The 24,789-nt window shown below is 64.5% G+C and carries 22 protein-coding genes and 1 pseudogene; 18 read left to right on the top strand and 5 right to left on the bottom strand.

Features of this window, described 5'->3' with window-relative positions; all coding sequences use genetic code 11:
• Window positions 1–98: 98 nt before the first annotated feature.
• Window positions 99–563 (top strand): Hsp20 family protein, encoded by a 465-nt coding sequence (locus AB7F41_RS01395; protein WP_428384898.1) that lies wholly within the window; start codon window positions 99–101, stop codon window positions 561–563.
• Window positions 564–618: 55 nt separating this feature from the next.
• Here the strand turns inward: AB7F41_RS01395 and AB7F41_RS01390 are convergent, their stop codons facing one another.
• Window positions 619–1,710 (bottom strand): hypothetical protein, encoded by a 1,092-nt coding sequence (locus AB7F41_RS01390; protein WP_428384900.1) that lies wholly within the window; start codon window positions 1,708–1,710, stop codon window positions 619–621.
• 446 nt (window positions 1,711–2,156) lie between these two features.
• On the opposite strand from AB7F41_RS01390, the gene gltB reads away from it, so the two are divergent.
• The 5 genes from gltB (at window position 2,157) to AB7F41_RS01365 (ending at window position 10,880) form a co-directional block, all read left to right on the top strand.
• Entirely contained in the window at window positions 2,157–6,851 is a 4,695-nt protein-coding gene (gltB, locus tag AB7F41_RS01385) for a glutamate synthase large subunit (protein WP_428406414.1), read from the top strand.
• Window positions 6,852–6,989: 138 nt separating this feature from the next.
• Window positions 6,990–8,198 carry a diguanylate cyclase gene (locus tag AB7F41_RS01380; protein ID WP_428406413.1) on the top strand — a complete coding sequence of 403 codons (1,209 nt, stop codon included), beginning with the start codon at window positions 6,990–6,992 and terminating at the stop codon, window positions 8,196–8,198.
• Between the two features lie 200 nt (window positions 8,199–8,398).
• A complete protein-coding gene (locus tag AB7F41_RS01375) occupies window positions 8,399–9,817 on the top strand; it encodes a glutamate synthase subunit beta (RefSeq protein ID WP_428383670.1) in 1,419 nt (472 codons plus the stop codon).
• A 6-nt stretch (window positions 9,818–9,823) separates the two neighbouring features.
• Complete coding sequence (locus AB7F41_RS01370; protein ID WP_428383568.1) at window positions 9,824–10,033, top strand: hypothetical protein; 210 nt, start codon at window positions 9,824–9,826, stop codon at window positions 10,031–10,033.
• 80 nt (window positions 10,034–10,113) lie between these two features.
• Window positions 10,114–10,880 (top strand): IS5 family transposase gene (locus AB7F41_RS01365; protein ID WP_428406412.1). Its coding sequence is split into 2 segments (ribosomal slippage): window positions 10,114–10,426 and window positions 10,426–10,880, totalling 768 coding nucleotides; the frame shifts between segments, so codons are not numbered across the junction.
• An 85-nt stretch (window positions 10,881–10,965) separates the two neighbouring features.
• On the opposite strand, the gene AB7F41_RS01360 is transcribed toward AB7F41_RS01365, so the two are convergent.
• Both AB7F41_RS01360 and AB7F41_RS01355 read right to left on the bottom strand, forming a co-directional pair.
• Entirely contained in the window at window positions 10,966–11,724 is a 759-nt protein-coding gene (locus AB7F41_RS01360; RefSeq protein WP_428383570.1) for a L,D-transpeptidase, read from the bottom strand.
• 82 nt (window positions 11,725–11,806) lie between these two features.
• Complete coding sequence (locus tag AB7F41_RS01355; RefSeq protein ID WP_428383572.1) at window positions 11,807–13,123, bottom strand: SGNH/GDSL hydrolase family protein; 1,317 nt, start codon at window positions 13,121–13,123, stop codon at window positions 11,807–11,809.
• Window positions 13,124–13,265: 142 nt separating this feature from the next.
• On the opposite strand from AB7F41_RS01355, the gene AB7F41_RS01350 reads away from it, so the two are divergent.
• The 4 genes from AB7F41_RS01350 (at window position 13,266) to AB7F41_RS01335 (ending at window position 16,031) form a co-directional block, all read left to right on the top strand.
• Window positions 13,266–13,742 carry a hypothetical protein gene (locus AB7F41_RS01350; protein WP_428383574.1) on the top strand — a complete coding sequence of 159 codons (477 nt, stop codon included), beginning with the start codon at window positions 13,266–13,268 and terminating at the stop codon, window positions 13,740–13,742.
• Window positions 13,743–13,767: 25 nt separating this feature from the next.
• Window positions 13,768–14,481, top strand: coding sequence for a ribonuclease T2 family protein (locus AB7F41_RS01345; protein ID WP_428383576.1), 714 nt, complete (start codon window positions 13,768–13,770; stop codon window positions 14,479–14,481).
• 5 nt (window positions 14,482–14,486) lie between these two features.
• Window positions 14,487–15,332, top strand: a complete 846-nt coding sequence (locus AB7F41_RS01340) for a 23S rRNA (adenine(2030)-N(6))-methyltransferase RlmJ (protein WP_428383578.1) — start codon at window positions 14,487–14,489, stop codon at window positions 15,330–15,332.
• A 102-nt stretch (window positions 15,333–15,434) separates the two neighbouring features.
• Window positions 15,435–16,031, top strand: coding sequence for a glutathione S-transferase (locus AB7F41_RS01335; RefSeq protein ID WP_428383580.1), 597 nt, complete (start codon window positions 15,435–15,437; stop codon window positions 16,029–16,031).
• A gap of 58 nt (window positions 16,032–16,089) precedes the next feature.
• Here AB7F41_RS01335 and AB7F41_RS01330 read toward each other — a convergent pair.
• A pseudogene (locus AB7F41_RS01330) lies at window positions 16,090–16,317 on the bottom strand (LysM peptidoglycan-binding domain-containing protein); the annotation flags it as partial.
• 345 nt (window positions 16,318–16,662) lie between these two features.
• Between AB7F41_RS01330 and coaD the strand changes: the two are divergent.
• From coaD to AB7F41_RS01290, 8 genes are all read left to right on the top strand, one after another.
• Window positions 16,663–17,187: a pantetheine-phosphate adenylyltransferase gene (gene coaD, locus AB7F41_RS01325; protein ID WP_428383672.1), complete on the top strand. Its 525-nt coding sequence runs from the start codon at window positions 16,663–16,665 to the stop codon at window positions 17,185–17,187.
• A 9-nt stretch (window positions 17,188–17,196) separates the two neighbouring features.
• Complete coding sequence (locus AB7F41_RS01320; RefSeq protein WP_428383582.1) at window positions 17,197–17,748, top strand: peptidylprolyl isomerase; 552 nt, start codon at window positions 17,197–17,199, stop codon at window positions 17,746–17,748.
• Window positions 17,749–17,792: 44 nt separating this feature from the next.
• The gene (locus AB7F41_RS01315) at window positions 17,793–18,248 is read left to right on the top strand and encodes a peptidylprolyl isomerase (RefSeq protein WP_428383584.1); all 456 of its coding nucleotides are present in this window, start codon (window positions 17,793–17,795) and stop codon (window positions 18,246–18,248) included.
• 194 nt (window positions 18,249–18,442) lie between these two features.
• A complete protein-coding gene (queA, locus tag AB7F41_RS01310; protein ID WP_428383586.1) occupies window positions 18,443–19,504 on the top strand; it encodes a tRNA preQ1(34) S-adenosylmethionine ribosyltransferase-isomerase QueA in 1,062 nt (353 codons plus the stop codon).
• Window positions 19,501–19,833 (top strand): hypothetical protein, encoded by a 333-nt coding sequence (locus AB7F41_RS01305; protein ID WP_428383588.1) that lies wholly within the window; start codon window positions 19,501–19,503, stop codon window positions 19,831–19,833. Before queA ends, AB7F41_RS01305 begins: the two co-directional genes overlap by 4 nt.
• Window positions 19,830–20,954, top strand: a complete 1,125-nt coding sequence (gene tgt, locus AB7F41_RS01300; RefSeq protein WP_428383590.1) for a tRNA guanosine(34) transglycosylase Tgt — start codon at window positions 19,830–19,832, stop codon at window positions 20,952–20,954. Before AB7F41_RS01305 ends, tgt begins: the two co-directional genes overlap by 4 nt.
• 216 nt (window positions 20,955–21,170) lie before the next feature.
• Window positions 21,171–21,455 (top strand): HigA family addiction module antitoxin, encoded by a 285-nt coding sequence (locus tag AB7F41_RS01295; RefSeq protein WP_428383592.1) that lies wholly within the window; start codon window positions 21,171–21,173, stop codon window positions 21,453–21,455.
• A gap of 3 nt (window positions 21,456–21,458) precedes the next feature.
• Complete coding sequence (locus AB7F41_RS01290; RefSeq protein ID WP_428383594.1) at window positions 21,459–22,655, top strand: DNA methyltransferase; 1,197 nt, start codon at window positions 21,459–21,461, stop codon at window positions 22,653–22,655.
• A 27-nt stretch (window positions 22,656–22,682) separates the two neighbouring features.
• Here AB7F41_RS01290 and recG read toward each other — a convergent pair whose 3' ends face one another.
• A complete protein-coding gene (gene recG, locus AB7F41_RS01285) occupies window positions 22,683–24,785 on the bottom strand; it encodes an ATP-dependent DNA helicase RecG (RefSeq protein ID WP_428383596.1) in 2,103 nt (700 codons plus the stop codon).
• Window positions 24,786–24,789: the final 4 nt, after the last annotated feature.

The following is a 24,789-nucleotide window of genomic DNA, read 5'->3' as shown; positions in this document are numbered from 1 at the left end:
TTCTTAGATCGAATTTAGCGCGGGTCGTAACGGACGCGCTAAGAGGCGCGGCGCGGTTACGCAAGCGCGCCGCATGTCGCTCAACTGGAGGATATGTCATGCGTCAGTTCGATCTCTCGCCGCTGTACCGTCAGACCGTCGGCTTCGACCGTCTGTTCAACCTGCTTGATCAGGCCGGCGGCTTCGAAACGTCCCAAACCTACCCGCCCTATAACATCGAGCGCACCGGCGAAAACGCCTATCGGGTGACGCTCGCGGTGGCAGGCTTCTCGCGTGAGGAGCTGTCCGTCGAGACCAAAGAAAACACGCTGTCCGTCAAGGGCTCGAAAGAGCCGGCGCAGTCGTCCGAGAGCCGCGAGGTCCTGCATCAGGGCATCGCCGCACGGGCCTTTGAGCGTCGGTTCCAGCTCGCCGATCACGTCGTCGTAACGGGCGCGAGTTTGGTGAATGGGCTGCTGCACGTCGACCTCGTGCGCGAGATCCCGGAAACGCAGAAGCCCCGCCGCATCGACATCGGCGTCGGCGCCCCGGCCGCGACCGTCGTCGAGTCGAAGGCCGCGTAACCACAAGGTCTGACGTGAAATGAAAGAGGCGCCCATTTCGGGGCGCCTTTTTTATTTATCCGCCGGCGTTTGTCGTTGCGGCGCCAGCGGGCGTCTTGGCGGTCGTCGCAGCGTCGGCCGGCTTCGAAACCGCCGGCGCCGACGCCGCGGGGGCGACGATCACGCCATTTGAGGCGCGCGGCGGCACGATCGCCCGGCGCGACGAGCCGCGGGCGGCGGCTGCGCGCTTCGCTGGCGCGGATGCGTTTCGCGCCGGCGAGGGGACGGGCGTTTCGGCGGGCGGCGCCGCTGAAGGGGCCTCCTTCGAAACGTTTTCGGCCGATACCGGCGCCGGCTGGGTTGAGCGCTCGGCGCTCGGTTGAGACCCGCGGGCGGTTTCGGAGGGCTCAGCCGCGCGCGCAGTCTTGGCCGTCTCCCCCGTCTGTGCCGCTGCGCCATCGGCGGCGGCTTTGTCGGGGGTCTCCGTTGCGGCGTTCGGCGTTGGCGCGGACGCCTCTTGCGCCGGCGCCGAGGCGGCCGGGGTCTTGGCCGCGTCGATGTTGGACTTGAGCTCAGGCTGCGCCACGGGCGCGGCGCCTGTTCGAGCCGTCCGCGCGCGCTGTTTGGTCGACCTGCCCGGCGCGGCGTTCCCCAGGCTTGCGCCGCCGGGCGCTTGGCGCGCGCCGTTCGCATCCGGATAGCCCTCATTGCCGAGGTCTCGAGCGGCCGGACCTGATCGTCCCACTGAGGGCGCGCCGGCTGCCGGCGGCGCGTAGGGATCGACCCCAGCCGGGCCGTAACCGCCGCCATAGCGCGGTCCCCGATCATAGGCCGGCGGCGGTCCAAGCCTTACGGCGCGCAAGATGCGCCCCTCATAGGGATCGATGATGAAGCGTATCTCGCCCTCCCGGCGGCTGACGCCGGTTGCAACGATCTGCTCGCCCCGATGGCCGAGCGGCCCGACGAGCCGATACCCCTCTCGTCCGAGAATTGAGGCGACCGCACGGCGTGACGCGAAGCGCGGCGCCTCGGCGGGGGGAGCCTGGTAGCTGTAGCTATAGGCGAACGGTCGGAAGAAAAATTGGGCAAAGGCGTGTTGCGGCGCAACAGCGCCCGCCGCCAGCGCCAGCGCGAATGGCAAAACCGCTTTCCCATTCAATGACCGCATTGTTTTTTCCCTGTTCAAGCCCTCTCGGCGTTCGGCGGATGCTCAGACAACATTGCGGCGAGCGTTGGACCCTCAAGGCTCCAAAAGCTCAAGCGCTTGCTTGTCACCTCGGCGCAAATCTGGCAGTAAACTAGCCCCGCAGATAAGTCAGCGTTGCTGACCTTAAAGCGGCGCGCGCTTTTGGAAGCCCGCGTTTCATTTTAATGGTCGGCGCTTGACGCCGCTTTGGCCACGGAAATGACCCGGCTTGCAGGTGGCGCGTCCCTTGCCTTGCGCCTTCGGCGAGACAGGGGCGCAAAGGTGTCGCAACGCCATAAACCGCGTTACGGCGAAGCGAGAGAGAAGGGCGGCGACGATTTCGGTCACGCCTGCGACAGTTTTATGTTTCGATGAGCGGGCGGGAGGGCGCACGAAGAGGCGCGCGGTCCTGTCGAGGAGACGCCGAGATGACGAAAGCCGCCGAGCACTTCGCTGAAGCCGGGTCGCAGCCGTTCGGGCGCGACCCCGCTCTTCCGCAGGCGCAAGGGCTCTATGATCCCGCCAAGGAGCACGACTCCTGCGGCGTCGGCTTCGTCGCCAACATGCGCAACGAGAAGTCGCACGCCATCGTCGAGATGGGTCTGCAGATTCTGCTCAATCTCGATCATCGCGGCGCGGTCGGCGCCGATCCGAAACTGGGCGACGGGTGCGGCATTCTTCTCCAGATCCCGCACGAGTTCTTCAAGGCCGAGTGCGCCAAGCTCGGCATCGAACTTCCCGCCGCCGGCGATTACGCCATCGGACAGTTTTTCCTGCCGCGCGATCCTGAAACGGGCGCGCGGGCGCGCGCCATCATCGAAAAGTCGGTCGCGGAGGAGGGGCTGGTCGTTCTCGGCTGGCGCGAGCTTCCGCTCAATTCGAGCGATCTCGGCGAGGCGGTGAAAGCCGTCGAGCCACACCATGCGCAGATCTTCATCGGCCGGGGATCCGACGTGGCCGACGCCGACGAATTCGAGCGGCGCATCTATCTCGCGCGCAAGGCCGCCTCGAACGAGATCTATACGCTCGGCAACGGCGGTCGCGAATTCTACGCCGTCTCCGTCTCGTCGCGCACCATCGTCTACAAGGGCATGGTTCTCGTCTCGCAACTCGGCGAATATTTCATCGATCTCAAGGACGAGCGGTTCGTCTCGGCGCTTGCGCTCGTCCATCAGCGCTTCGCGACGAACACCTTTCCGTCGTGGCGGCTTGCGCATCCCTACCGCTTCGTCGCCCATAACGGCGAGATCAATACGCTGCGCGGCAATCTCAACTGGATGGCGGCGCGCCAGGCGTCGGTCTCTTCGCCGCTGTTCGGCGACGAGATCAGCAAGCTCTGGCCGATTTCCTATGAAGGCCAGTCCGACACCGCCTGTTTCGACAATGCGCTCGAATTCCTCGTGCGCGGCGGCTACTCGCTGGCGCATGCGGTGATGATGCTGATCCCGGAGGCCTGGGCCGGCAATCCGCTGATGGACGCCGATCGCAAGGCGTTCTACGAGCATCATGCGGCGCTGATGGAGCCGTGGGACGGCCCCGCCGCCATGGCGTTTACCGACGGTAGACAGATCGGCGCGACGCTCGACCGCAACGGGTTGCGTCCGGCCCGCTATCTCGTCACCGACGACGGTCTCGTCGTCATGGCGTCGGAAATGGGCGTGCTGCCGATTCCTGAATCGAAGATCGTCACGAAGTGGCGGCTGCAGCCGGGCAAGATGCTGCTCGTCGATCTCGAGCAGGGACGCATCATTTCGGACGACGAGATCAAGAAGGAGCTGTCGAACTCCCATCCGTACAGGGAGTGGTTGTCGCGCACGCAGATCCAACTCGAGGACCTCAAGCCCGTCGATACGCGTCCGGCGCGATGGGACGTGTCAATGCTCGATCGTCAGCAAGCCTTCGGCTATACGCAGGAAGACCTCGACCTGCTGCTGTTCCCGATGGCCGTCACCGGCCAGGAGGCGGTCGGTTCGATGGGCACGGACACGCCCGTGTCGCCGCTCTCCGACAAGGAGAAGCTGCTCTACACCTATTTCAAGCAGAACTTCGCGCAGGTGACCAATCCGCCGATCGATCCGATCCGCGAAGAATTGGTGATGAGCCTCGTTTCCTTCATCGGTCCGCGGCCCAACATCCTCGATCATGAAGGCTCGGCGAACAAGAAGCGCCTCGAAGTGCGGCAGCCGATCCTGACGAGCGAAGACCTCGAAAAGATCCGCTGGATCGGCACGGTCGAAGACAGTTTCGACACCAAGACGATCGACGTCACCTATGACGCCGCAAAGGGCGCCGAGGGCATGCGCGCCGCCATCCAGCGTCTGTGCCAACGCGCCGAGGAGGCGGTCAGCGGACGCTACAACATCATCATCCTCTCCGACCGCATGGTGGGGCCGGATCGCATTCCGATTCCGGCGCTGCTCGCGACCGCCGCCGTTCACCATCATCTGATCCGCAGAGGACTGCGCACGTCGGTCGGCCTCGTCGTCGAGACGGGCGAGGCGCGCGAAGTCCATCATTTCTGCTGCCTGGCGGGATACGGCGCCGAAGCGATCAATCCCTATCTCGCCTTTGAGACGCTTGTCGCGTCGGCGGATGAGTTCCCCGCCGACACGGACGGCCCGACCGCCGTCAAGCGCTTCATCAAGGCGGTCGACAAGGGATTGCTCAAGGTGATGTCGAAGATGGGCATCTCCACCTATCAGTCCTACTGCGGCGCGCAGATCTTCGACGCGGTGGGTCTTGCGCAAAGCTTTGTCGACGAATTCTTCACTGGCACGACGACGCGCATCGAAGGCGTCGGTCTCGAAGAAATCGCGCGTGAGACGGTGCGTCGACATCGTCTCGCGTTCAGCGATGCGCCCGTCTACAAGGAGGCGCTCGACGTCGGCGGCGATTACGCCTTCCGCATCAGAGGCGAGGCGCACAGCTGGACGCCGCAGACGGTGTCGCTGCTGCAGCACGCCGTGCGCGGCAATGCGCATGATAAGTATCGTGCGTTCGCGAAGCTTCTGAACGAGCAGGACCAGAAGCTGCTCAATCTGCGCGGACTCTTCCGCATCAAGGGCGCCGACGAGGACGGGCGCACGCCGGTTCCACTCGACGAGGTTGAGTCCGCAAGCGAGATCGTCAAGCGCTTCTCGACCGGCGCCATGTCGTTCGGCTCCATTTCGCGAGAGGCGCATACGACTCTCGCGATCGCGATGAATCGCATCGGCGGCAGGTCGAACACGGGCGAGGGCGGCGAAGAGCCGGATCGATTCAAGCCGCTGCCGAACGGCGATTCGATGCGCAGCGCCATCAAGCAGGTGGCGTCCGGGCGCTTTGGCGTGACGACGGAATATCTCGTCAACGCCGACATGATTCAGATCAAGATGGCGCAGGGCGCAAAGCCCGGCGAAGGCGGCCAGCTGCCTGGCGATAAGGTCGACGCCGTCATCGCGAAAGTGCGCCATTCAACGCCCGGCGTCGGCCTGATCTCGCCGCCGCCGCACCATGATATTTATTCGATCGAGGATTTGGCGCAGCTGATCTTCGATCTCAAAAACGCCAATCCGCGCGCAGCGGTGTCGGTGAAGCTCGTTTCCGAAGTGGGAGTCGGCACGGTCGCCGCGGGCGTCTCCAAAGGCCGCGCCGATCATGTGACGATTTCCGGTTTCGAAGGCGGCACCGGCGCTTCGCCGCTCACCTCAATCAAGCATGCGGGCTCTCCCTGGGAGATCGGCCTCGCTGAAACGCATCAGACGCTCGTCTTGAACAATCTGCGTTCGCGCATCGCCGTGCAGGTCGACGGCGGATTGCGCACCGGCCGCGACGTCGTGATCGGAGCGTTGCTCGGCGCCGATGAATTCGGCTTCGCGACCGCGCCGCTCATCGCGGCGGGCTGCATCATGATGCGCAAGTGCCATCTCAACACTTGCCCCGCCGGCGTCGCGACTCAGGACCCGGTTCTGCGCAAGCGATTTGTCGGCTTGCCCGAACATGTCATCAACTACTTCTTCTTCGTCGCCGAAGAAGCGCGCGAACTCATGGCCGCCATGGGCTACCGCAGCTTCGACGAGATGATCGGGCAGATGCAAATGCTCGATAAGGACAAGGCGATGGCGCATTGGAAGGCGCGCGGCCTCGACTTTTCCAAGCTGTTCTTCAAGCCGGAGGGAGAGGGCGGCGCGATCCGGCACAGCGCGGCGCAGGATCATGGACTGGATAAGGTTCTCGACAACAAGTTGATCGCCGAAGCGCGCGCGGCGCTCGATCGCGGCGCGAAGGTTTCGATCGAAACCTCCATCCGCAACGTCGATCGCGCCACTGGCGCCATGCTCTCTGGCGAAGTCGCGAGGATCTACGGCCTTGCGGGATTGCCGGAGGACACGATCGACATTCGCGCGACCGGCACGGCGGGACAGAGCTTTGGCGCGTTTCTCGCGCGCGGCGTGACGCTGCGTCTGGAAGGCGAAGCCAACGACTATGTGGGCAAGGGCCTCTCGGGCGGAAAGCTCATCATCTATCCGTCGCGCGACGCGCAGCAGATCGATCCGTCGAGTTCGATCATCGTCGGCAATACGGTGCTCTATGGCGCGATCGCCGGCGAGTGCTATTTCCGCGGCGTCGCCGGCGAGCGCTTCGCGGTGCGCAACTCGGGCGCCGTCGCCGTCGTCGAGGGCGCGGGCGATCACGGCTGCGAATATATGACGGGCGGCGTCGTCGTCGTTCTGGGCGCGACCGGCCGTAACTTTGCTGCTGGCATGTCGGGCGGCATCGCTTACGTTTTGGATGAGGACGACGCGTTCGCAACGCGCTGCAATCTCGCAATGGTCGATCTTGAGCCCGTGCGCGACGAAGAAACCGTCATGACTGAAACCTATCACCAGTCGGGCGACCTCGAAGGCCATGGCCGCGTCGATGTGATGAGCGACATGACGCGCTTCGACGCCGAGCGCCTGCGCCAGCTGATCGCCAATCATCTGCGCTACACCGGCTCGACGCGCGCGCGCGCCATTCTGGAGGATTGGCCGAATTACATGGGCAAGTTCCGGAAGGTGATGCCGGTCGAATATCGGCGGGCGCTCAATGAAATGAATGCGCGCAAAGGGCAGAGGCCACAGCTCAAGGCTGCAGGCGAATGAAACGCAAAGTACGCTAGACTGGCGATGCGGCGCGCAGGCGTCGCTTTGCTTTTCTCGGTAAGGTCGGCTAAAGGGGGGAGAGTCGGGCTAACCCAGTTTAAACACTACGGTTTTCCTTGACGATGGCCAGGAAGCCAGATGCGTGAGGACACCAGAATATACAGCATGCCGCGCTGGCCCGCGGTGCGCTGGCTCGTCAATCCGGGCCCACGCGCGCCGCGTGACATCCAGCTGAAGCTGATCGGCGGCTTGTTTGGAACTCTTCCTGTCTTCTTTGGCGGCGTCATCAACACCATCGTCGTCTCGGGGGCGATCGCCGCGCGCGAACAGACGCCGCCCTTCATCGCCTGGTTCATTTTCGAAATCGTGCTCGGCGCCGTGCGTCTTCTCGTGCTCAATGTCTCCCGACGCGCCGCCCTCGCCCATCGTCCCACGCCGACCGATCTTTATTTCGTGCTTCAGCTTCTCTGGAGCAGCGGCGTCGGCTATGGCGCTTGCATCAGCCTCGCGATTGGCGACTGGGTTTCCGCGACTCTGGCCTGTCTTTCCGGATCCGCCATGGTCGGCGGCATCGGAATTCGGAATTTCGCCGCGCCTCGCCTCGCTGGTGCAATGATCCTGACAACGCTCGGCCCGTTCATGGTAGGCGCGGCGCTTTCGGGCGAACCGCTGCTTTATGTCGTATATATTCAAGTGCCGTTCTATCTCGCCGCCATGATCGCCGCCTCCTACAATCTCAACAAGATGCTTGTCGCGACGATGCTGGCCGAACGCGAGAATGACCATCGCGCCAAACATGATTCGCTCACCGGCCTTTCGAACCGCGTGGGGCTGGCCGCCGCCGTCGACGCCAGCCTGAACGGCGGCGGCGCGGGGCGCGGCGCCGATCTCGCGGTGCTGTTTCTCGATCTCGACAACTTCAAGGCGGTCAACGACACGTTTGGACACGCGGCCGGCGACAAGCTGCTCAAGATCGTCGCCGATCGCCTCCGGAACTCCTTGCGCGCGACGGACGTGGCGGCGCGAATCGGCGGCGATGAGTTCGTGGTGCTCGCCAAGGGGCTGGGCGCGGAGCAGGCGACGGATCTGGGCCAACGGCTGACGAATTCGATATCGGCGCCCTATGATCTCGGCGACGAAATTGGCGCGACGATCGGCGTGAGCGTCGGCGTGGCGCTGGTTCCGGAACATGGCGCCGACGCCGAAGCGTTGCTCGCTTTGGCGGACGAAGCGCTTTACGAGGCGAAGGCGCAGCGCCAGGTGAAATTGCTGCATGCGCGCGTCAGGGAGGGCCGGTCGCCTCGCATGGCGCTGTCGCCTCGCGGCATGAGCCCCAGCGCTCATTAGTCCCGCGCCACGAGGCCGGCGGAAACGAGCGCCGAAGTTTCGCGGCTTGACGCCGACCCCTCGAAAGCGTTTAGAAATCATCCAACATTGCGGCAGCTCGGGGCGCTTGGGCCGGGACGAAATCGCTTGCGGCAGGATTGCCGCTCCGATGACGGATACCGTTGCCGCTGCGGCCCGCGGCGCGAGGGGTGCGCGACACGATGGGTAAGGTGACCGGGTTTCTTGAGATCGACCGGCAGGACCGCAAATACAAGCCGGCGGCCGACCGCATTCGCCACTATCGCGAATTCGTCATCCCCTTATCGGAAGAGACCACGCGCAACCAGGCGTCGCGCTGCATGGATTGCGGCATTCCGTTCTGTCACAACGGTTGCCCGGTCAATAATCAGATTCCCGACTGGAATGATCTCGTCTACCACGGCGAATGGCGGCGCGCGCTCGTCAATCTCCATTCCACCAACAATTTCCCGGAATTCACGGGACGGGTCTGCCCGGCGCCCTGCGAAGCCTCCTGCACCTTGAATCTCCAGGATCAGCCGGTCACGATCAAAACGATCGAATGCGCCATCGTCGACCGCGGCTTTGAGCACGGCTGGGTCGTTCCCGAGCCGCCCAAGCGCAAGACAGGCAAGAGGATCGCGGTCGTGGGCTCGGGGCCGGCGGGGCTTGCTGCGGCGCAGCAGCTCGGGCGCGCCGGCCACGACGTGCATGTCTATGAAAAGCACGCAAAGCCCGGCGGACTGCTGCGCTACGGCATCCCCGATTTCAAGATGGAGAAGCATCTCATCGACCGGCGCGTTCAGCAGATGGAGGCGGAGGGCGTCGCATTTCACTGCGGCGTTCACGTCGGCGTCGATCTGTCGGCGGACGATCTGGTGGCGGGCCATGACGCCGTCATCCTCGCCGGAGGCGCCGAACAGCCCCGCGACCTGCCGATTCCCGGCCGCGAATTGCGCGGGGTTCACTTTGCGATGGATTTTCTGCCGCAGCAGAACCGGCGCGTCTCGGGCGAGCCGCTCTCGACGAATGAGCCGATCCTGGCGACCGGCAAGCATGTCGTGGTGATTGGCGGCGGCGACACCGGATCCGACTGCATCGGCACTTCGGTGCGCCAGGGCGCGCTATCGGTCACGCAGCTCGAAATCATGCCGCGTCCGCCGGAGAAGGAGCACAAGCTGCTGACCTGGCCCGACTGGCCGCTGCGGCTGCGCACCTCCTCCTCGCACGAGGAAGGTTCGGCCCGGGAATTCTCGGTGCTGACCCGCGAATTCGAGGGCAAGGAAGGCGCGGTCAAGGCGCTGCGCTGCGTGCGCGTCGACGGCAAAATGCAGGAGGAGCCGGGCAGCGAATTCAAGATCAAAGCCGATCTTGTGCTGCTTGCGATGGGCTTTGTGTCGCCGGTGCGCGAAGGGCTGCTCGAGGCGCTCGCCGTCGATCTCGATTCGCGCGGCAATGTCGCTGCGGATACGCGCGTCTATCAGTCTTCCCGCGAAAAGGTCTTCGCCTGCGGCGACATGCGGCGCGGACAGTCGCTCGTCGTATGGGCCATCCGCGAAGGACGCCAATGCGCCCACGCGGTGGATGATTTCTTGATGGGCGAAACCAATCTGCCGAGGTGAGAGTAAATGGTCAGTGAAAAGTTAAACCTCTGGTACTGCGATACCTTCGTCAGCACGCCCTGGCAGTTCTTCTTTCTCATCCTGCCGCTCTTCGGCGCGTTTCTCTACGGCCGCGAGAAATACAAGCTCGCCTGGTCGCTGATCGGCGTCTGGATCGCCATCCAAGTGACCTTTTCCGCGCTCACCAACTTCGTGTTCACCTGCTCGCTTGACTAGGACGTGAACTCATAAACGGGGCGACCGGGATTCCCGAATCGACGGTGGCGTGATTCAAGCTCCTTCAAGGAGCTTTCGCCATGGCCCGTTATGAGCTCACGGATTTCGAGTGGAAAGCGATCAAGCCGCATCTTCCCAACAAGCCGCGCGGCGTTCCGCGTGTCGACGACCGGCGGGTTCTCAACGGCATTTTCTGGGTGCTGCGCTCGGGCGCGCCCTGGGGCGACTTGCCGGAGCGCTACGGCCCGCGCACGACGATCTACAATCGCTTCAATCGATGGCGGAAGGCTGGCGTCTGGGATCGCCTGATGGATGCCATCGTAAAGGCGCATGATGGCGATGTGCAGATGATCGATACCTCCGTCGTTCGTGTTCATCAGCAGGGCGCGACGGCAAAAAGGGGGATCGAGATCGATGTCTGGGGCGTTCGCGAGGCGGCCTCACAACGAAAATCCACGCGCTCGTCGACAAGAAGGGCCGACCGCTGAAACTCAAACTCACGGCCGGGCAAAAGAGCGACATCGAAAGTGCGCCGGAAATGATCGCCGATTTGCCCAAGGACGCCATGCTGCTGGCCGACAAAGGCTACGACGCCAATGCGCTGCGCGACGTAGCGACCGCGCGCGGCGCCTGGGCCAATATCCCGCCCAAGTCCAACCGCAAAGACCCGATCTGCTTTTCGAAGCATCTATATAAGGCCCGCAATCTCGTCGAGCGCTTCTTCAACAAGATCAAGCACTATCGACGCATCGCCACGAGATACGACAAGACCGCCGTAAACTTCCTCGCTGCTCTCAAGCTCGTCGCCGTCCGCGTCTGGCTACGCGATAATGAGTCTACGTCCTAGAGCGCAAAAAAAGGCCCCGAGCAGCCGGGGCCTTTTGTCTTGCGCGTTGTCTTGGCGCATTGTCTTGGCGCAGCGTTGGGTTCGCTTACAGCACGACGACCGTGGTGCCCACTTTCACGCGGCTGAACAGATCGGTCACGTCAGTGTTCAGCATGCGGATGCAGCCCGAGGACACAGCCTGTCCGATCGTCCAGGGCTCGTTGGAGCCGTGAATGCGGAACATCGTGTCGCGGCCGCCCGAGTAGAGATACATGGCGCGCGCGCCCAGCGGATTGTCCTCGCCGCCGGCCATATGGCGCGGCAGATCGGGGCGGCGCTTCAACATCGCGGCCGGCGGCGTCCAGCCGGGCCAGGTCTCCTTGCGGCCGATATGCGTCCGGCCTTTCCAGGTGAAGCCCTGACGGCCGACGCCGACTCCGTAGCGCATGGCCTGACCGTTAGACAGTGACAGATAGAGATAGCGATTCTTGGTGTCGACGGTGATCGTGCCGGGACGCTCATTGGTCGGATCCTGGACGAGCTCGCGCGTCGTTGACGGATATTCGCGCGCCAGCCGGCCGTCTTCCTGGCCGCCGTTGTAGTAGGCCTGGGGATCCTGCGATCCGTAATAGGCCTGAGGATCCTGAGAGGCGTAATAGGCCTGCTGATCCTGGTCCCCGTAATAGGCCTGCTGCTCGCGGGCGTCATAGTAGGACGCGGTCATCTCCTGCGCGCCGGCCGTCGGATCGAAGAGTGCCATGAAGGAGCGTTCCTGAGCGTTCACGGCGGTCGCCGAAAGTCCCGCGATAGCGGCGACGGCGGCGACCTTCAGCAAGCGGCGGGCGATGAAGTTGTGCTGGGACATAACGGCGGCTCCACAATTTCCCTGTCGTGCAGAGAGAATGCAAAACCACCGGAAAGCGTTCCGTGCGCCAGCGCACAAATCGTTAGCGCGGCTGTGAAGCGGCGTTTGCGGGCGGTCGCCAGCTGTAGTCGTCGGCGCGATTGTTGCGCGGATTTTGATCTCCGCCCTCGATGAACACATGTCGCACGAGCGCCTGTTCGGGCGTCCCGGATGCGGGCTGCTTCCCGGCAACGCTGCGTCGCGCAAGCTCCGTCGCCGTTCCGCTGGCGCCCGTCAGTTGCTGCGTCGGGCCGATCGCGGGCCGTTCCGGCAGGGTCGGCGCCGCGGAGGGGCCGGCGACGGGCGAGCGGAATATGATCGGCTGTCCATCCGCAGGGGCCGCCGCCACCGGCTGTTCGGACGGCGCCGCGCCTCCCGCGGCGGGCGCTGGCGCCGCCGGCGCGTCAGCGACGGGCGCCTGCTGACGATAGGCGTCGTAATATTTCTTGATTTCGCCTTCGACGAAATGCGCGACGCTGCGCGCGCCGGCCTCGGTGAAGTGCACGCCGTCCGCAGAGCGCAGCTTGACGATCTGGCCGTTGATGTCCGGCCCGAACGCGCTGTATTGCCCATGTTCGTCGGTCATCGCTTCCCAGAGGTCGACATAGGGGATGTTGGCCTGGGCCGCGCGCTCCTTAAAGATCTCGTTGAGTTGCGCCATATCGGCGGATAGTCGCTCGTTCTTCATCACGGGCAGACCGACCCAAATGACGGGAATATTTTTTTCCCTGAAAGCGTCGATCACCGCGTCGACTCGCGCGGCGTAAAGCTCTCGCCAGCGCGGCGACAGCGGTTCGACGGTTTCTCCGCCTTGTTGGATGGCCTGACGGTCGTTGCTTCCAAGCATCACGACGGCGACATTGATCTTTTGCGCGCCGCCCGCGATCTCTTTCGCGGCCTTCGGCCAATCGTAGAAGTCGTCGCGCACAAGGCCGCTGCTTTCCTTGCCCTGCTTAAGGATGGCGACGTCCGGGCGGTCCGAGAACCCATCCTTCAGGCCGTTGGCGAGGAGCAGGCCCAGCGTATCGCCGACCGTCGCGACAAAGAACGTCGGCTCCGTCGTGGCGGCTGCCTGAGACTGGTCTGTCGTCGTGCTTTCGGAGCTACGTTTCGCAGCGCGCCGCGATTTTTCGGATTGGCTGTGCCAATAGGTCGGCCCGCGATTTTCCCTGTGCGGCATGATTCGTCGCACCCGCTGCTCGCGACGAGCCCCCCCGCCACGGTGCTGATGGCCCTCGCCGAACAGCCCGCCAAAAAATTCGGTAAACGGATCCTGCGCGAACGACAGGTCCGGCGCGGTCGCCGTCAACAAGGCGCCAAGAACGAGCGCCACAATTCGGCGTGTGGTTTGCCTGCTCATGAACATGGGCGCATTATAGCGCGCCCGGGGCGGCTTGGCATCCTGCTTGCGATTCTTGACTTAATAGTTCCGATCAGCGCCTTGACGCGCGCCATCCTTTTGGCGTCAATCGCGGTAACTGAGCAGAATTTGGAGATGCGAGATGCGGCGCCTTAATCGTGGAATGGGCGGCGTTTGCGTGCGAACCGCCGCGATCGCGCTTTTTGCGCTGGGCGGGGCCGCCGCGCTCGCGCAGCCGGCGCGCGAGGAAAATCCTCCGGCGGAATTTCGCATTCTGCCTTATTCCGGGCTCACGCCCTATTGCGTCGATCCGACGATTCTGGATCAGATCGTCAAGGATTTCGCCGCCAGAGAGGCCTGGTACTGGAACTCTCCGCTGGTCATCACGGCGTTTGACCGGGTCCGGGAATACGGCGTCCGCAACAATGGCCTGAGCTATATTCCCCGCCGCTACTGTCGCGCATTGGCGCTTTTCAACGATGGCGTCAGCCGCGAAGTTGTTTACAATATCGGAGAAGGCTTGGGTTTTATCGGCGCTGGACCGGGCGTGACATGGTGCGTTGTGGGACTGGACCGCAATCACGCCTTCAGCCCCATGTGTCGCGCTGCAGGACCCTAGCGCTCCATTTTGTAGAGTTTTTCCTATGAAGAGAGCATTGGCGCGTTGCGCCGTGGGGGTCCTTTTCGTCGGCGCCGTTTCACTTGCTGGATTTTCAGCCGCCAGGGCGAATGACGCTGACTGTGCAGGCGAAGGGTGCGCCGAACGGGCGGCGGCGCGGACAGGCGCGACCGCGACGCGCGATTTCGACTTCTACGTATTGGCGCTCAGCTGGTCGCCGGGCTTTTGCGAAAGCGTCGAGGGCGCGCGCGACCAATGCGAGCCGGGCAAGGGGCTCGGCTTCGTCGTCCATGGACTGTGGCCGCAATATGAAAAGGGCTTTCCCAGCGAATGCGCCGGGGCGCGCGCGCCGTCGCGCGTGGCGCTGGAAAAGGCGGCTGGCCTGTTTCCTGACGAACGGCTTGCCCGCTACGAGTGGCGCAAGCACGGAGTCTGCAGCGGAAAAAGCCCGAGCGACTATTTTGCCGACGTCGCGCGCGCCCATGCCGCCGTCACGATCCCGCCGCTGTTCGTCAAACCCGTGCGCGACCAGACCTTCACGCCGATCGACGTCGAACGCGCATTCTACGAAGCCAATCCAAGGCTGCGGCCGGGCATGATGGCGGTGTCGTGCCGGCGGGGCGTCATGGACGGCGTGCGGATTTGCCTCTCCAAGGACCTGCGCGAGTTTCGCGCCTGTCCCGAGATTACGCAGCGCGGCTGCCACGTTCGGGAAATCAGCGCGCCCGCGCCTCTTTAGCTCCGATGAACTATCGCCACGGCTTTCACGCCGGCAACTTCGCCGACGTCTTCAAACATGCGCTGTTGGCGCGGCTGCTGCTCTATCTCAAGCGCAAGGAGACGCCGTTTCGCGTGATCGACACGCATGCGGGAGAGGGCGCCTATGATCTTGCGGCGGAGGAGGCGGAACGCACGCTCGAATGGCGCGGCGGGGTCGGACGCCTCGCCGATCTTTCCGGGGCGAGCGCGGAAGTTCGCGCGTTGCTTGCGCCATATATCGACTGTTTGGGGCCGCTCGATGAGGAAGGGAGGCCCGCGCTTTATCCAGGCTCGCCGGTCATCGCGCAGAAACTAATGCGCTCTCAGGACCGCGCGATTTTCTGTGAGCTGCGGCCCGACGCTTTTGCGGCGCTGCGACGCCGCTTCGCGCGCGACGCGCGCATCAAGACCGTTCATCTCGACGGCTACACCGGCCTCGGCGCATATGTCCCGCCCAAGGAGCGGCGCGGGCTCGTTCTGATCGATCCGCCTTTCGAACGTGAAGACGAGTTCGACGCCGCTTTCGACGCCTTCGCGAAAGCCTATGCGAAATGGAGCTCGGGGATTTACGCGATCTGGCATCCGTCGAAGAACGAGAGCGACGTTGGCAGATTTCATGACCGGCTGAGCGCCAGCGGCATAAGACGCATCTTGAGTCTTTCGCTCGGCGTCGGGGGAGACGGAACAGGTTTGCGCATGTCGGGACTGGCGGTGGTCAACCCCCCGTTCACATTCGAGGAAGAAGCGCGAACGCTCCTGCCGTTTCTCGCTCGGCGAATGGCGCAGGGCGAAGGCGGTGGCTACCGGATCGCGTGGCTCGTCAGCGAATAAGTCTGCGCGGCGCGGACGCATGACGTCGCGCCGGACAACATGCCTAGGCCGAGGCGACGCGCGGCGTTGTTGATCGGCGACGCCGATGATAGGAAACGCCCGATGCTCGTTCTTCGCTACTCCCCCGCCTCGCCCTACGCCAGAAAGATCAGAATCGCAGCCGATTTGCTCGGGCTGACGGAACGGATCGAAATCCTCGCCGCCGATGCGTCGGACCCGGCCGACAGCCTTCGTCGTCAGAATCCGCTCGGCAAAATCCCGACTCTGGTTTTGGAGGACGGCGCGTCGCTCTACGACAGCCGGGTCATCGCCGAATATCTCGACCATCTGGCCGGCGGCGGGCGGATCATTCCAGCCGATCCGTCGGCGCGCTTCGCGGCGTTGCGCCTGCAGGCCCTCGGCGACGGCGTCAACGACGCCACATTGTTGATCCGCTACGAAACCTTCACGCGCCCCGAGTCCTTGCGCTACGGCGAGGCGATCGCGCTTCAGCAAGGCAAGATCGACCGTGCGCTCGACACGCTCGACGCCGCGCCGCCGGCCGGGTCGGTCGACATCGGCCAGATCGCCGTCGCCTGCGCGCTCGGCTATCTCGATCTGCGTTTCGATGGCGCGTGGCGCGAAACCCGCCCGCGCCTCGTCGACTGGCTCGAAAAATTTGCGCGCAATGTCCCGCCCTTCGAAGCGACGAAGGTCTGATCTGGCCACGGCCTGACCCTGCCTGGCCGACATCCGCTCCCGACGACCGAAGCGGTCGTTAGGTTTGCTTGCCGGCGATTTCGCTCGGCGGTTTCCACTCGCCGGCGGCGACATGGGCGGTCGCCTCGGGAATGCGCAGACGCTGGCCGGGCTGGATCTTGTCAGGGTCGGTCAGCAACGGCCGATTGGCCTCGAAGATCGCCATGTATTTTGCGCCCTTGCCGGCGCCGTAATGCGCTTCCGCGATTTTCCAAAGCGTGTCGCCTTCCTTCACCACATAAAAGGCTTCAGACGCAGCCGAGCCGCCGGTCGCCGGGGGCTCGTCCGCTTTTGCGATCTCCTCGGCCAATGACTTGGGGGCGTCGGGCGCAGGCGCGGGCGGCTGCTTGTTCTTGCCGGTCAGAAAATCCAAAAGTCCCATCCTGGAGTCTCCTTCGAAGGCGTCCGGCCCTCTACGCCGGATGCGCCAATGCTATTGTAGCGCTCGGCGCAACCTGGGAGTAGGGGAGGCCGTCGAAAGGCGGCAAGCCGGCGCGATCGGGGGCCGACGGCCGTCGCGGCGGCGATGCGCGGTTTCGCGGGTCCGACCAGCCAATTCGCGAAGCGGCGAAAAATCACCTATACCCCTGCCATGTCGGCCACTTCCATAACGACCCCGCGGACGGCGCTTTATCCCGGGACTTTCGACCCATTGACCTTCGGCCATCTCGACGTGATGGCGCAGGGCGCGGCGCTCTTCGACCGGATCGTCGTCGCGATCGGCGTGCATCACGGCAAGGCGCCCTGGCTCGCCTTCGACGAACGCGCGGCGGTCATTCGCGACGCCTGCGCCGGGGTCGGCGCGTCATGCGCATTCGACGTCGCCGGCTTTGACGGCCTGGTCGTCGAGGCGGCGCGCCAGCACGGCGCCTGCGCCATTTTGCGCGGTTTGCGCGACAGCGCCGATTTCGACTATGAGATGCAGATGGCGGGCATGAACGGGACGCTTGCGCCCGACATTCGCACGATTTTCCTGCCTGCTTCGCCAGGGCTACGCCATGTCAGCGGAACCTTCGTGCGCCAGATCGCGGCGCTGGGCGGCGACGTGTCGGCTTTTGCGCCGGCCGCGTCCGTCGCAGCGCTCGAACGCGCCATAAAAAGGCGCGGCAATACATAGGGAGGCTTCATGAAACTTACCCGCCGTCTGCTACTTGCCGCCGCAACCGTCGCCGCGCTGAGCGCCGCGCCCGCGCGCGCCGCCGAAGATCACACCCTCTACCTCGACACCAAGGACGGTCGCGTCACCATCAAGCTGCGGCCTGATCTCGCGCCCAAGCATGTCGAACGCATCGAGAAGCTCGCCAAAGAGCATTTCTACGACGGCATCGTGTTTCATCGCGTCATCGACGGGTTCATGGCGCAGGCTGGAGATCCCACCGGCACGGGCATGAGCGGCTCTCGCTATCTCGACCTCAAGGCCGAGTTCTCGGATACGCCGTTCAAGCGCGGCACGCTCGGAATGGCGCGCCAGCCGGGCGATAATGATTCCGCCAATTCGCAGTTCTTCATCTGCTATGCGGACGCGCCGCAGCTCAACGGCAAATATACGGTGTTCGGCGAAGTCGTGTCGGGCATGGACGTCGTTGACAAGATCAAGAAGGGCTCGAAGTCGAACAACGGCATCGTCGACAATCCGGACAAGATCATCAAGATGCGCGTCGCCGGCGACGAGAGCTGAGTTCAAGAGCCGTCACGCTGCAAAGACAATCGAAGGAAGCGCCAATGACTGAAGCCGCCGAAACCATGACGCTCGAGACGACCAAGGGGCCGGTCGTCATTAAATTTCGCCCGGACCTCGCGCCCAATCACGTCGCGCATATCAAGAAGCTTGTGTCGGAAGGGTTCTACGACGGCATCGTCTTTCACCGCGTGATCGACGGCTTCATGGCGCAGACGGGCTGCCCAAGGGGCACCGGCACGGGCGGATCGAAATATCCGGACCTCAAGGCGGAATTCAACAGCGCGCCGCATGTGCGCGGCACCTGCTCGATGGCGCGCGCACAAAGCCCCGATAGCGCCAATTCGCAGTTCTTTATCTGCTTCGACGACGCACGCTTCCTCGACAACAAATACACGGTCTGGGGCGAGGTGGTCTCGGGCATGGATAATGTGGACAAGATCAAGCGCGGCGAGCCGGTAAGCGATCCTGACAAGATCGTCAAGGCGACGCTCGGCTGATCGCCTCATCTGCGTTCGCAAGCCTGCTATTGAGCGCGCGCCCGCAACCGTGGGCGCGTGCGCATGAGAGTTCTTGAAGCATCGTTAGAAGCGATTCCGAGCGGCGCGGATCGACGGCGAATCCGGCGCCGCCGCGGGATAGGCGGCGCAAAGCGTCTTGACCTTGCCGGGCGTATGGTTTTTGCAGGCTCGGCATGCGCGTTGATCTCTTCGATTTCGACCTTCCGCAAGACAGGATCGCTCTCCGACCGGCCAGCCCCCGCGACAGCGCGCGCATGCTCGTCGTTCCGTCGAAAGGGCGTTTCGAGGACAGGATCGTTCGCGATCTGCCCAACTATCTCCGGCCCGGCGACGCGCTCGTCGTCAATGATTCTCGGGTCATTCACGCGCGGCTTGCCGGCCGGCGCCTGCGCGGCGAGTTGGCTGCGAATGTCCAAGCGACGTTGATCGAACGGCTGGACGCCTTCCGGTGGCGGGCGCTGATGCGCCCGGCGAAGAAGCTCGCGGTTGGAGACCGCATCCGCTTCGTCGGCGACGGCGGCGCGCTCGACGCCCGCGTCGAAGCAAAAGGAGACGAAGGCGACATCACGCTCGTCTTCGAACTTCGCGGACCGGCTCTCGACGCCGGAATAGAACAGGCGGGCGTCATGCCGCTGCCGCCTTATATCGCGGGCAAGCGTTCGGCCGATCCGCAAGACGAGACGGACTATCAGACGATCTTCGCGCAAGAAGCGGGCGCCGTCGCCGCGCCGACGGCCGGTCTGCATTTTACGCCGGAACTGCTTGCCGCGCTTCAAGCGGCGGGCGTCGGCGTGCAGCGCGTCACGCTTCATGTCGGCGCCGGCACCTTTCTGCCCGTAAAGGCGGAAGACACCGATGCGCACAAGATGCACGAAGAATTCGCGCGGGTCGACGCGCCAACCGCCGAGACGCTGAACGATTTGCGGGCGAAGGGGGGACGGATCGTCGCCGTCGGGACCACGGCGCTGCGCGTGCTCGAGAGCGCGGCGACGGACGACGGGCGTATTGCGCCTTATGCGGCGCGCACTGGCATCTTCATCACGCCCGGCTATCGGTTTCGCGCCGTCGATATGCTGCTCACCAATTTTCATCTTCCGCGCTCGACGCTCTTTATGCTCGTCGCCGCGTTCGCCGGGCTCGAGCGCATGAAGGCCGCCTATGCGCATGCGATTGAGAGCGGTTATCGCTTCTATTCCTATGGCGACGCCTGTCTGTTGCAGCGTTGCGATCCATGAACCAGCCTTGCGACATGCGCATTCTGGCGCTCTGGCGGGACGATCCGAGAGAAGCGCCGATGACGATCGACGCGCGCATTGACGGTGCGCGCATCGTTTCGACATGGGATGTGTTCGGCGCGTTTGCGCTCGACGACGCGCGCGCGCGCCCGTTCATCCTTCGCCGAGACGGGACGATCGACTTCGGGCGTGGCGAAAACTGGCGAACGGATCTGCGCGAAGCGACGATGAACGTCGGCTCCGTTTTCACCGTATGGTTCAATGAGAGCGACAGCGGCCTCTATCGCATCGTGAAAATCGCGGCGCTCGGCGCAAAGGACAGGACGTGACGCAGGCTTTCTCATTCTCCGTTCACGCAACGGACGGCCTTGCGCGCCAGGGCGAAATTCTGACGCCGCGCGGGACGATACGCACGCCTGCATTCATGCCCGTAGGCACGGCGGCGACCGTGAAAGCGATGTTCGTCGAAGACGTGCGCGCCGCGGGCGCGGACATCCTGCTGGGCAATGTCTATCATCTGATGCTGCGGCCCGGCGCAGAGCGGATCGCGCGGCTCGGCGGCCTGCATGAATTCATGCGCTGGCCTTATCCGATCCTGACCGATTCCGGCGGCTTTCAGGTGATGTCGCTTGCGAAGCTGCGCAAGCTCGATGAAAGCGGCGTCACCTTCCAGTCGCACATCGACGGCTCGCGACATCATCTTTCGCCCGAGCGTTCGATGGAGATTCAGGATCTTCTGGGCTCGGACATTCAGATGCAACTCGACGAATGCGTGCGTCTTCCGTGTTCGGAGGACGAGGCGGAGCGCGCGATGCGTCTGTCGCTGCGTTGGGCGGAGCGCTCGCGGGCGGCCTTTCGCGAGCGCCCGGGCCGGGCGGCGTTCGGCATCGTGCAGGGCGGGGAGTCCAAGCGGCTTCGAATTGAAAGCGTGAAGGCGCTGGCGCGCATGGATTTCCACGGGATCGCCGTGGGCGGTCTCGCGGTCGGAGAGCCTCAGGCGGTGATGCTCGACATGCTGGAGACGACCGCCCCGCATTTGCCCGAATCGAAGCCTCGATATCTGATGGGCGTGGGCGCCCCGGACGACATCGTCGAGGCCGTCGCGCGGGGAATCGACATGTTTGACTGCGTAATGCCGACTCGCGCCGGCCGGCATGGCCTTGCCTACACCCGCCACGGCCGGGTGACGTTGCGCAATGCGCGCCATGCCGACGACCCGCGGCCGCTCGATGCGCAATCGTCCTGCCCGGCGGCGCGCGACTATTCCCGCGCCTATCTGCATCACCTCGTGAAAGCGGGGGAAATCCTTGGGATGATGCTGCTGACTCAGGCGAATGTCGCCTACTATCAGGAGCTGATGGGAGGCCTGCGCGCGGCGATCGCCGCCGGTTGTCTCGTGGAGTTCATCGCCGAGACGCGCGCAAGATGGATCGAAGGCGAGAGCGCTTAGCCGTCCAGCCGAGTTTACGGGCCATATAAGATGGTTTACGAAAACGATATTCGGCGGGGGCGGAGCATGGGCCGCTACCATGAAGAGCTCACCAGAAGACTTTTGAGCGGCGTTCGGCGCGATGGGCCTGCGAACGCGCGCCGGTTGATGCGCGTGCGCGGCCAAAGCGTTCGCGCGCGGCCGTCAAACCGGAAACTGGCGTCGATGGAGAATGGGATGTCGCATCCTGGCGAAATTCTTGCCCGTCACCTGCACGAGCTCGGCCTGACGGCGTCGGATCTGGCGCGCGACATCGACGTGCCCGTCAATCGGGTCACCGCCATCATCAACGGCCAGCGGGGGGTGACCGCCGATACGGCCCTGCGACTCGGACACTGGTTTGGCGTCGAGCCGGAAGATTGGCTCGAGCTGCAGACTCAATATGAGCTTTCCCTCGCTCGCCGCGCGGCCGGCGCGCGGATCAAATCATTGCCGTGTCTCGCCGACCGGCAGCGCGACTGAGGCATGGGAGCTGCTCCGAAGCTCGCTGACGGCGGATTTTTTCACGACCTTGCCCGGTCGGATTTTGGCGCGCCGACCCGCGCGATCGTCACGGACGGCGTTCCCTATTGCATCAACGCCTTCTGGACCTCTGCGCAAAGGCGCGGGCATCCTCTGCATGAGATCAGCTATCGCGCTTGCTTCAAGCCGCAGCTCCCGGCGTTCTTCATCGAGCGGCTGACGCAGCCGGGGGACGCGGTCTGCGATCCGTTCATGGGCCGCGGCACAACTGTGCTGCAGGCGGCGCTGATGGGGCGGAACGCGATCGGCTCGGACGCCAATCCGCTATCGCTGCTGTTGACTCGCCCACGGCTGCGCCCGCCTGCGCTGTGCGAGATCGAAGCGCGGCTTGCGGCTGCGCCCTGGGGGCGCGGCGAGATCGAATGCGACGATCTGCTGGCCTTCTATCACCCGGAGACGCTGCGGCAGATCTGCGCCCTGCGGCGATACCTGCTCGCGCGCGCGAATGACGGCGGCCTCGACGGCGTCGACGACTGGATCCGAATGGTCGCGCTCAACCGTTTGACGGGCCACTCGCCGGGATTCTTTTCAGTCTACACCATGCCGCCGAACCAGGCCGTTTCCGTGAAGGCGCAGCTGAAGATCAACGCGCGTCGCGCGCAAACGCCGCCGTCGCGTAACGTCGCCGAGCTGATTTTCAAGAAATCGCGTGCGCTGCTCGCAGAGGGCGCGCCGCCTGTCAGCGACGCGCGACTCGCCGTGACGGACGCCGGCCGCCTGGAGCATGTCGCCGACGCCGCGGTCGATCTCGTCGTCACCTCGCCGCCGTTTCTCGACGTCGTCGACTACCGCGGCGACAATTGGCTGCGCAACTGGTTTGCTGGCGTTGATCCCGAACGCCTCGGCATTTCGCAACTCCGCTCGCCGCAGGACTGGCGCTTGATGACGCGCGGAGTTTTCCAGGAATTGGCGCGCGTGGTGAAGCCGGGCGGCCATGTCGCTTATGAGGTTGGCGAAGTCAGGGGCGGCGCGCTTCCGCTCGAACAGCTGGTCTGGCGCGCGCTCGACGATCTTCCGTTCGAGCGGTTGGGCGTGCTCGTCAACGAACAGAGTTTCACCAAGACGAGCAATTGCTGGGGCGTCGCGAACAATGTGAAGGGCGTCAACAGCAATCGCGTGGTGGTCGCGCGGCGCATGTGATCCAGAATCGACGCCGATCGAACCGCGTCAGCCGGCGCGCAGCAGCCGAACGGCTTCGTCGCGCTCGAAAAGATAAAGCAGGACGCGCAGCGCCTCGCCTCTGTCGCTCGTCAGTTCGGGATCGCGGCGCAGGATCAGTTCGGCGTCGTCGCGCGCGATGGCGAGAAGTCGCGCGTGGGCGGCGAGATCAGCCAGACGGAAACTCGGCAGACCGGCCTGCCGCACGCCGAGAATTTCGCCTTCGCCGCGCAGGCGGAGATCTTCCTCGGCAATGCGAAACCCATCTTCCGTCTGGCGGATGATCATCAGGCGCGCCTTCGCCGCTTCGCTCAACGGCCCCTTGTAAAGAAGCAGGCATGAGGATTTTGCGGCGCCGCGCCCGACGCGTCCGCGCAGTTGATGCAGCTGCGCAAGGCCGAAGCGTTCGGCGTGCTCGATCACCATGATCGTCGCTTCCGGAACGTCGACGCCGACTTCAATGACCGTGGTCGCAACGAGAATTTTGATGTCGCCGCGTTGAAACGCGGCCATCGTGGCGTCCTTTTCGACCCCCTTCATGCGGCCGTGAACGAGGCCGACCGTCGTTCCGAAAAGCTTTGCGAGATCGGCATGGCGCTCTTGCGCCGCCGCGAGATCCAACTCTTCGTTCTCCTCGACGAGCGGACAGACCCAATAGGCGCGCGCACCCTGCGCCAGCGCGCGCCGCAGCCCCGCGGCGACCTCATCGATTCGATCGGCCGGAAGCGCGCGCGTCGACACCGGCGTTCGACTGGGCGGCTTTTCGTCGAGCGCAGAGCAGTCCATGTCGCCGAACGCGGTCAGCGCCAGCGTGCGCGGGATCGGCGTCGCCGTCATGACCAAAACGTCGACGGCGTCGCCCTTGGCGCCGAGCGCCAGTCGCTGCTCGACCCCGAAACGATGCTGCTCGTCGACGACGGCGAGACCGAGGTCGCGAAAGGCGAGATCGCTTTGCACCAGCGCATGCGTGCCGATCACGACGTCGATCTCTCCCGACAGAATGGCGGCGTGGAGCGCGGCGCGCTCGCTCGCTTTGGCGCGGCCGGTCAGCAGCGCGACGCGCAGCCCGGCGGGCTCGAACAATGGCGCGAGCCGCTCGGCATGCTGTCGCGCGAGGATTTCGGTCGGCGCCATCAGCGCGCTTTGCCGGCCGGTCTCCGCCACGCTCGCCATCGCGAGCGCCGCGACGATCGTCTTGCCGGAGCCGACGTCGCCCTGAACAAGCCGCAACATGCGTTTTTCCGAGGCGAGGTCGGCGCGAATCTCCGCAAGCGTGCGCTGCTGCGCGCGCGTCAGGCGAAATGGCAGGGCGGATTCGATCGCCCGGGCGTAGCGGCCATCGCCCGCATGCGCGCGGCCTGGCGGACGCCGCATCTTCGCGCGGATGAGTCGCAGCGCGAGCTGGCTTGCGAGCAACTCATCGAGCGCAAGGCGCTGGCGCGCTGGATGCTGCGGCGAGAGCGCATCGGCGTTGTCGGGCCGGTGCGCGGCGCGCAGCGCCTCGCCGAAGCCGGGAAGCCTGTTCGCGGCGAGAACGCTCGCGTCCTGCCATTCGGGCAGCCCAGGCAGGCGCGCGAGCGCTTCTTCGGTCGCGCGCAGGACGTAGCGCGCCTGCAGACCTTCGGTGAGGCCGTAGACCGCCTCGAAGGCGGGGAGTTTTTCAAATCCCGCTTCATCGAGCACGCGGTCCGGATGGACGATCTGGCGGCGCCCGTCATAAAGCTCGATGCGTCCCGAGATCCAGCGCGTCGCGCCCAGCGGCAGACTGCGTTCGATCCAGTCGGAATTGGCGAGGAAGAAGACGAGTTCGACGTCGCCGGTGTCGTCCTCGACAAGCACGCGATAGGGCGATTTCGAATATCGGCCTTGCGGGCGGCGATGCTCGGCGACGCGCGCCTTCAGAACAACCATCGTATCGAGAGGGGCGGCGGCGATCGTCGGGCGCGCGCTCCGATCGATGACGTTCGCTGGAAGATGGAACAGCAGGTCGACGAGCCGCGCTTCCGTCCCAGGCCTGGCGAGGAGCCGGTCGAACAGTTTGGCGGTTTTCGGTCCGACGCCGGGCAGCGCGGCGATGCGACCGAAAAAGGGATCGAGCACAGAAGGACGCATGGAG

This window comes from Methylocystis sp. (genome assembly GCF_050251305.1).
In the GTDB taxonomy this organism is placed as follows: Bacteria; Pseudomonadota; Alphaproteobacteria; order Rhizobiales; family Beijerinckiaceae; genus Methylocystis.
This window is presented reverse-complemented; position numbering and strand designations above follow the sequence as displayed.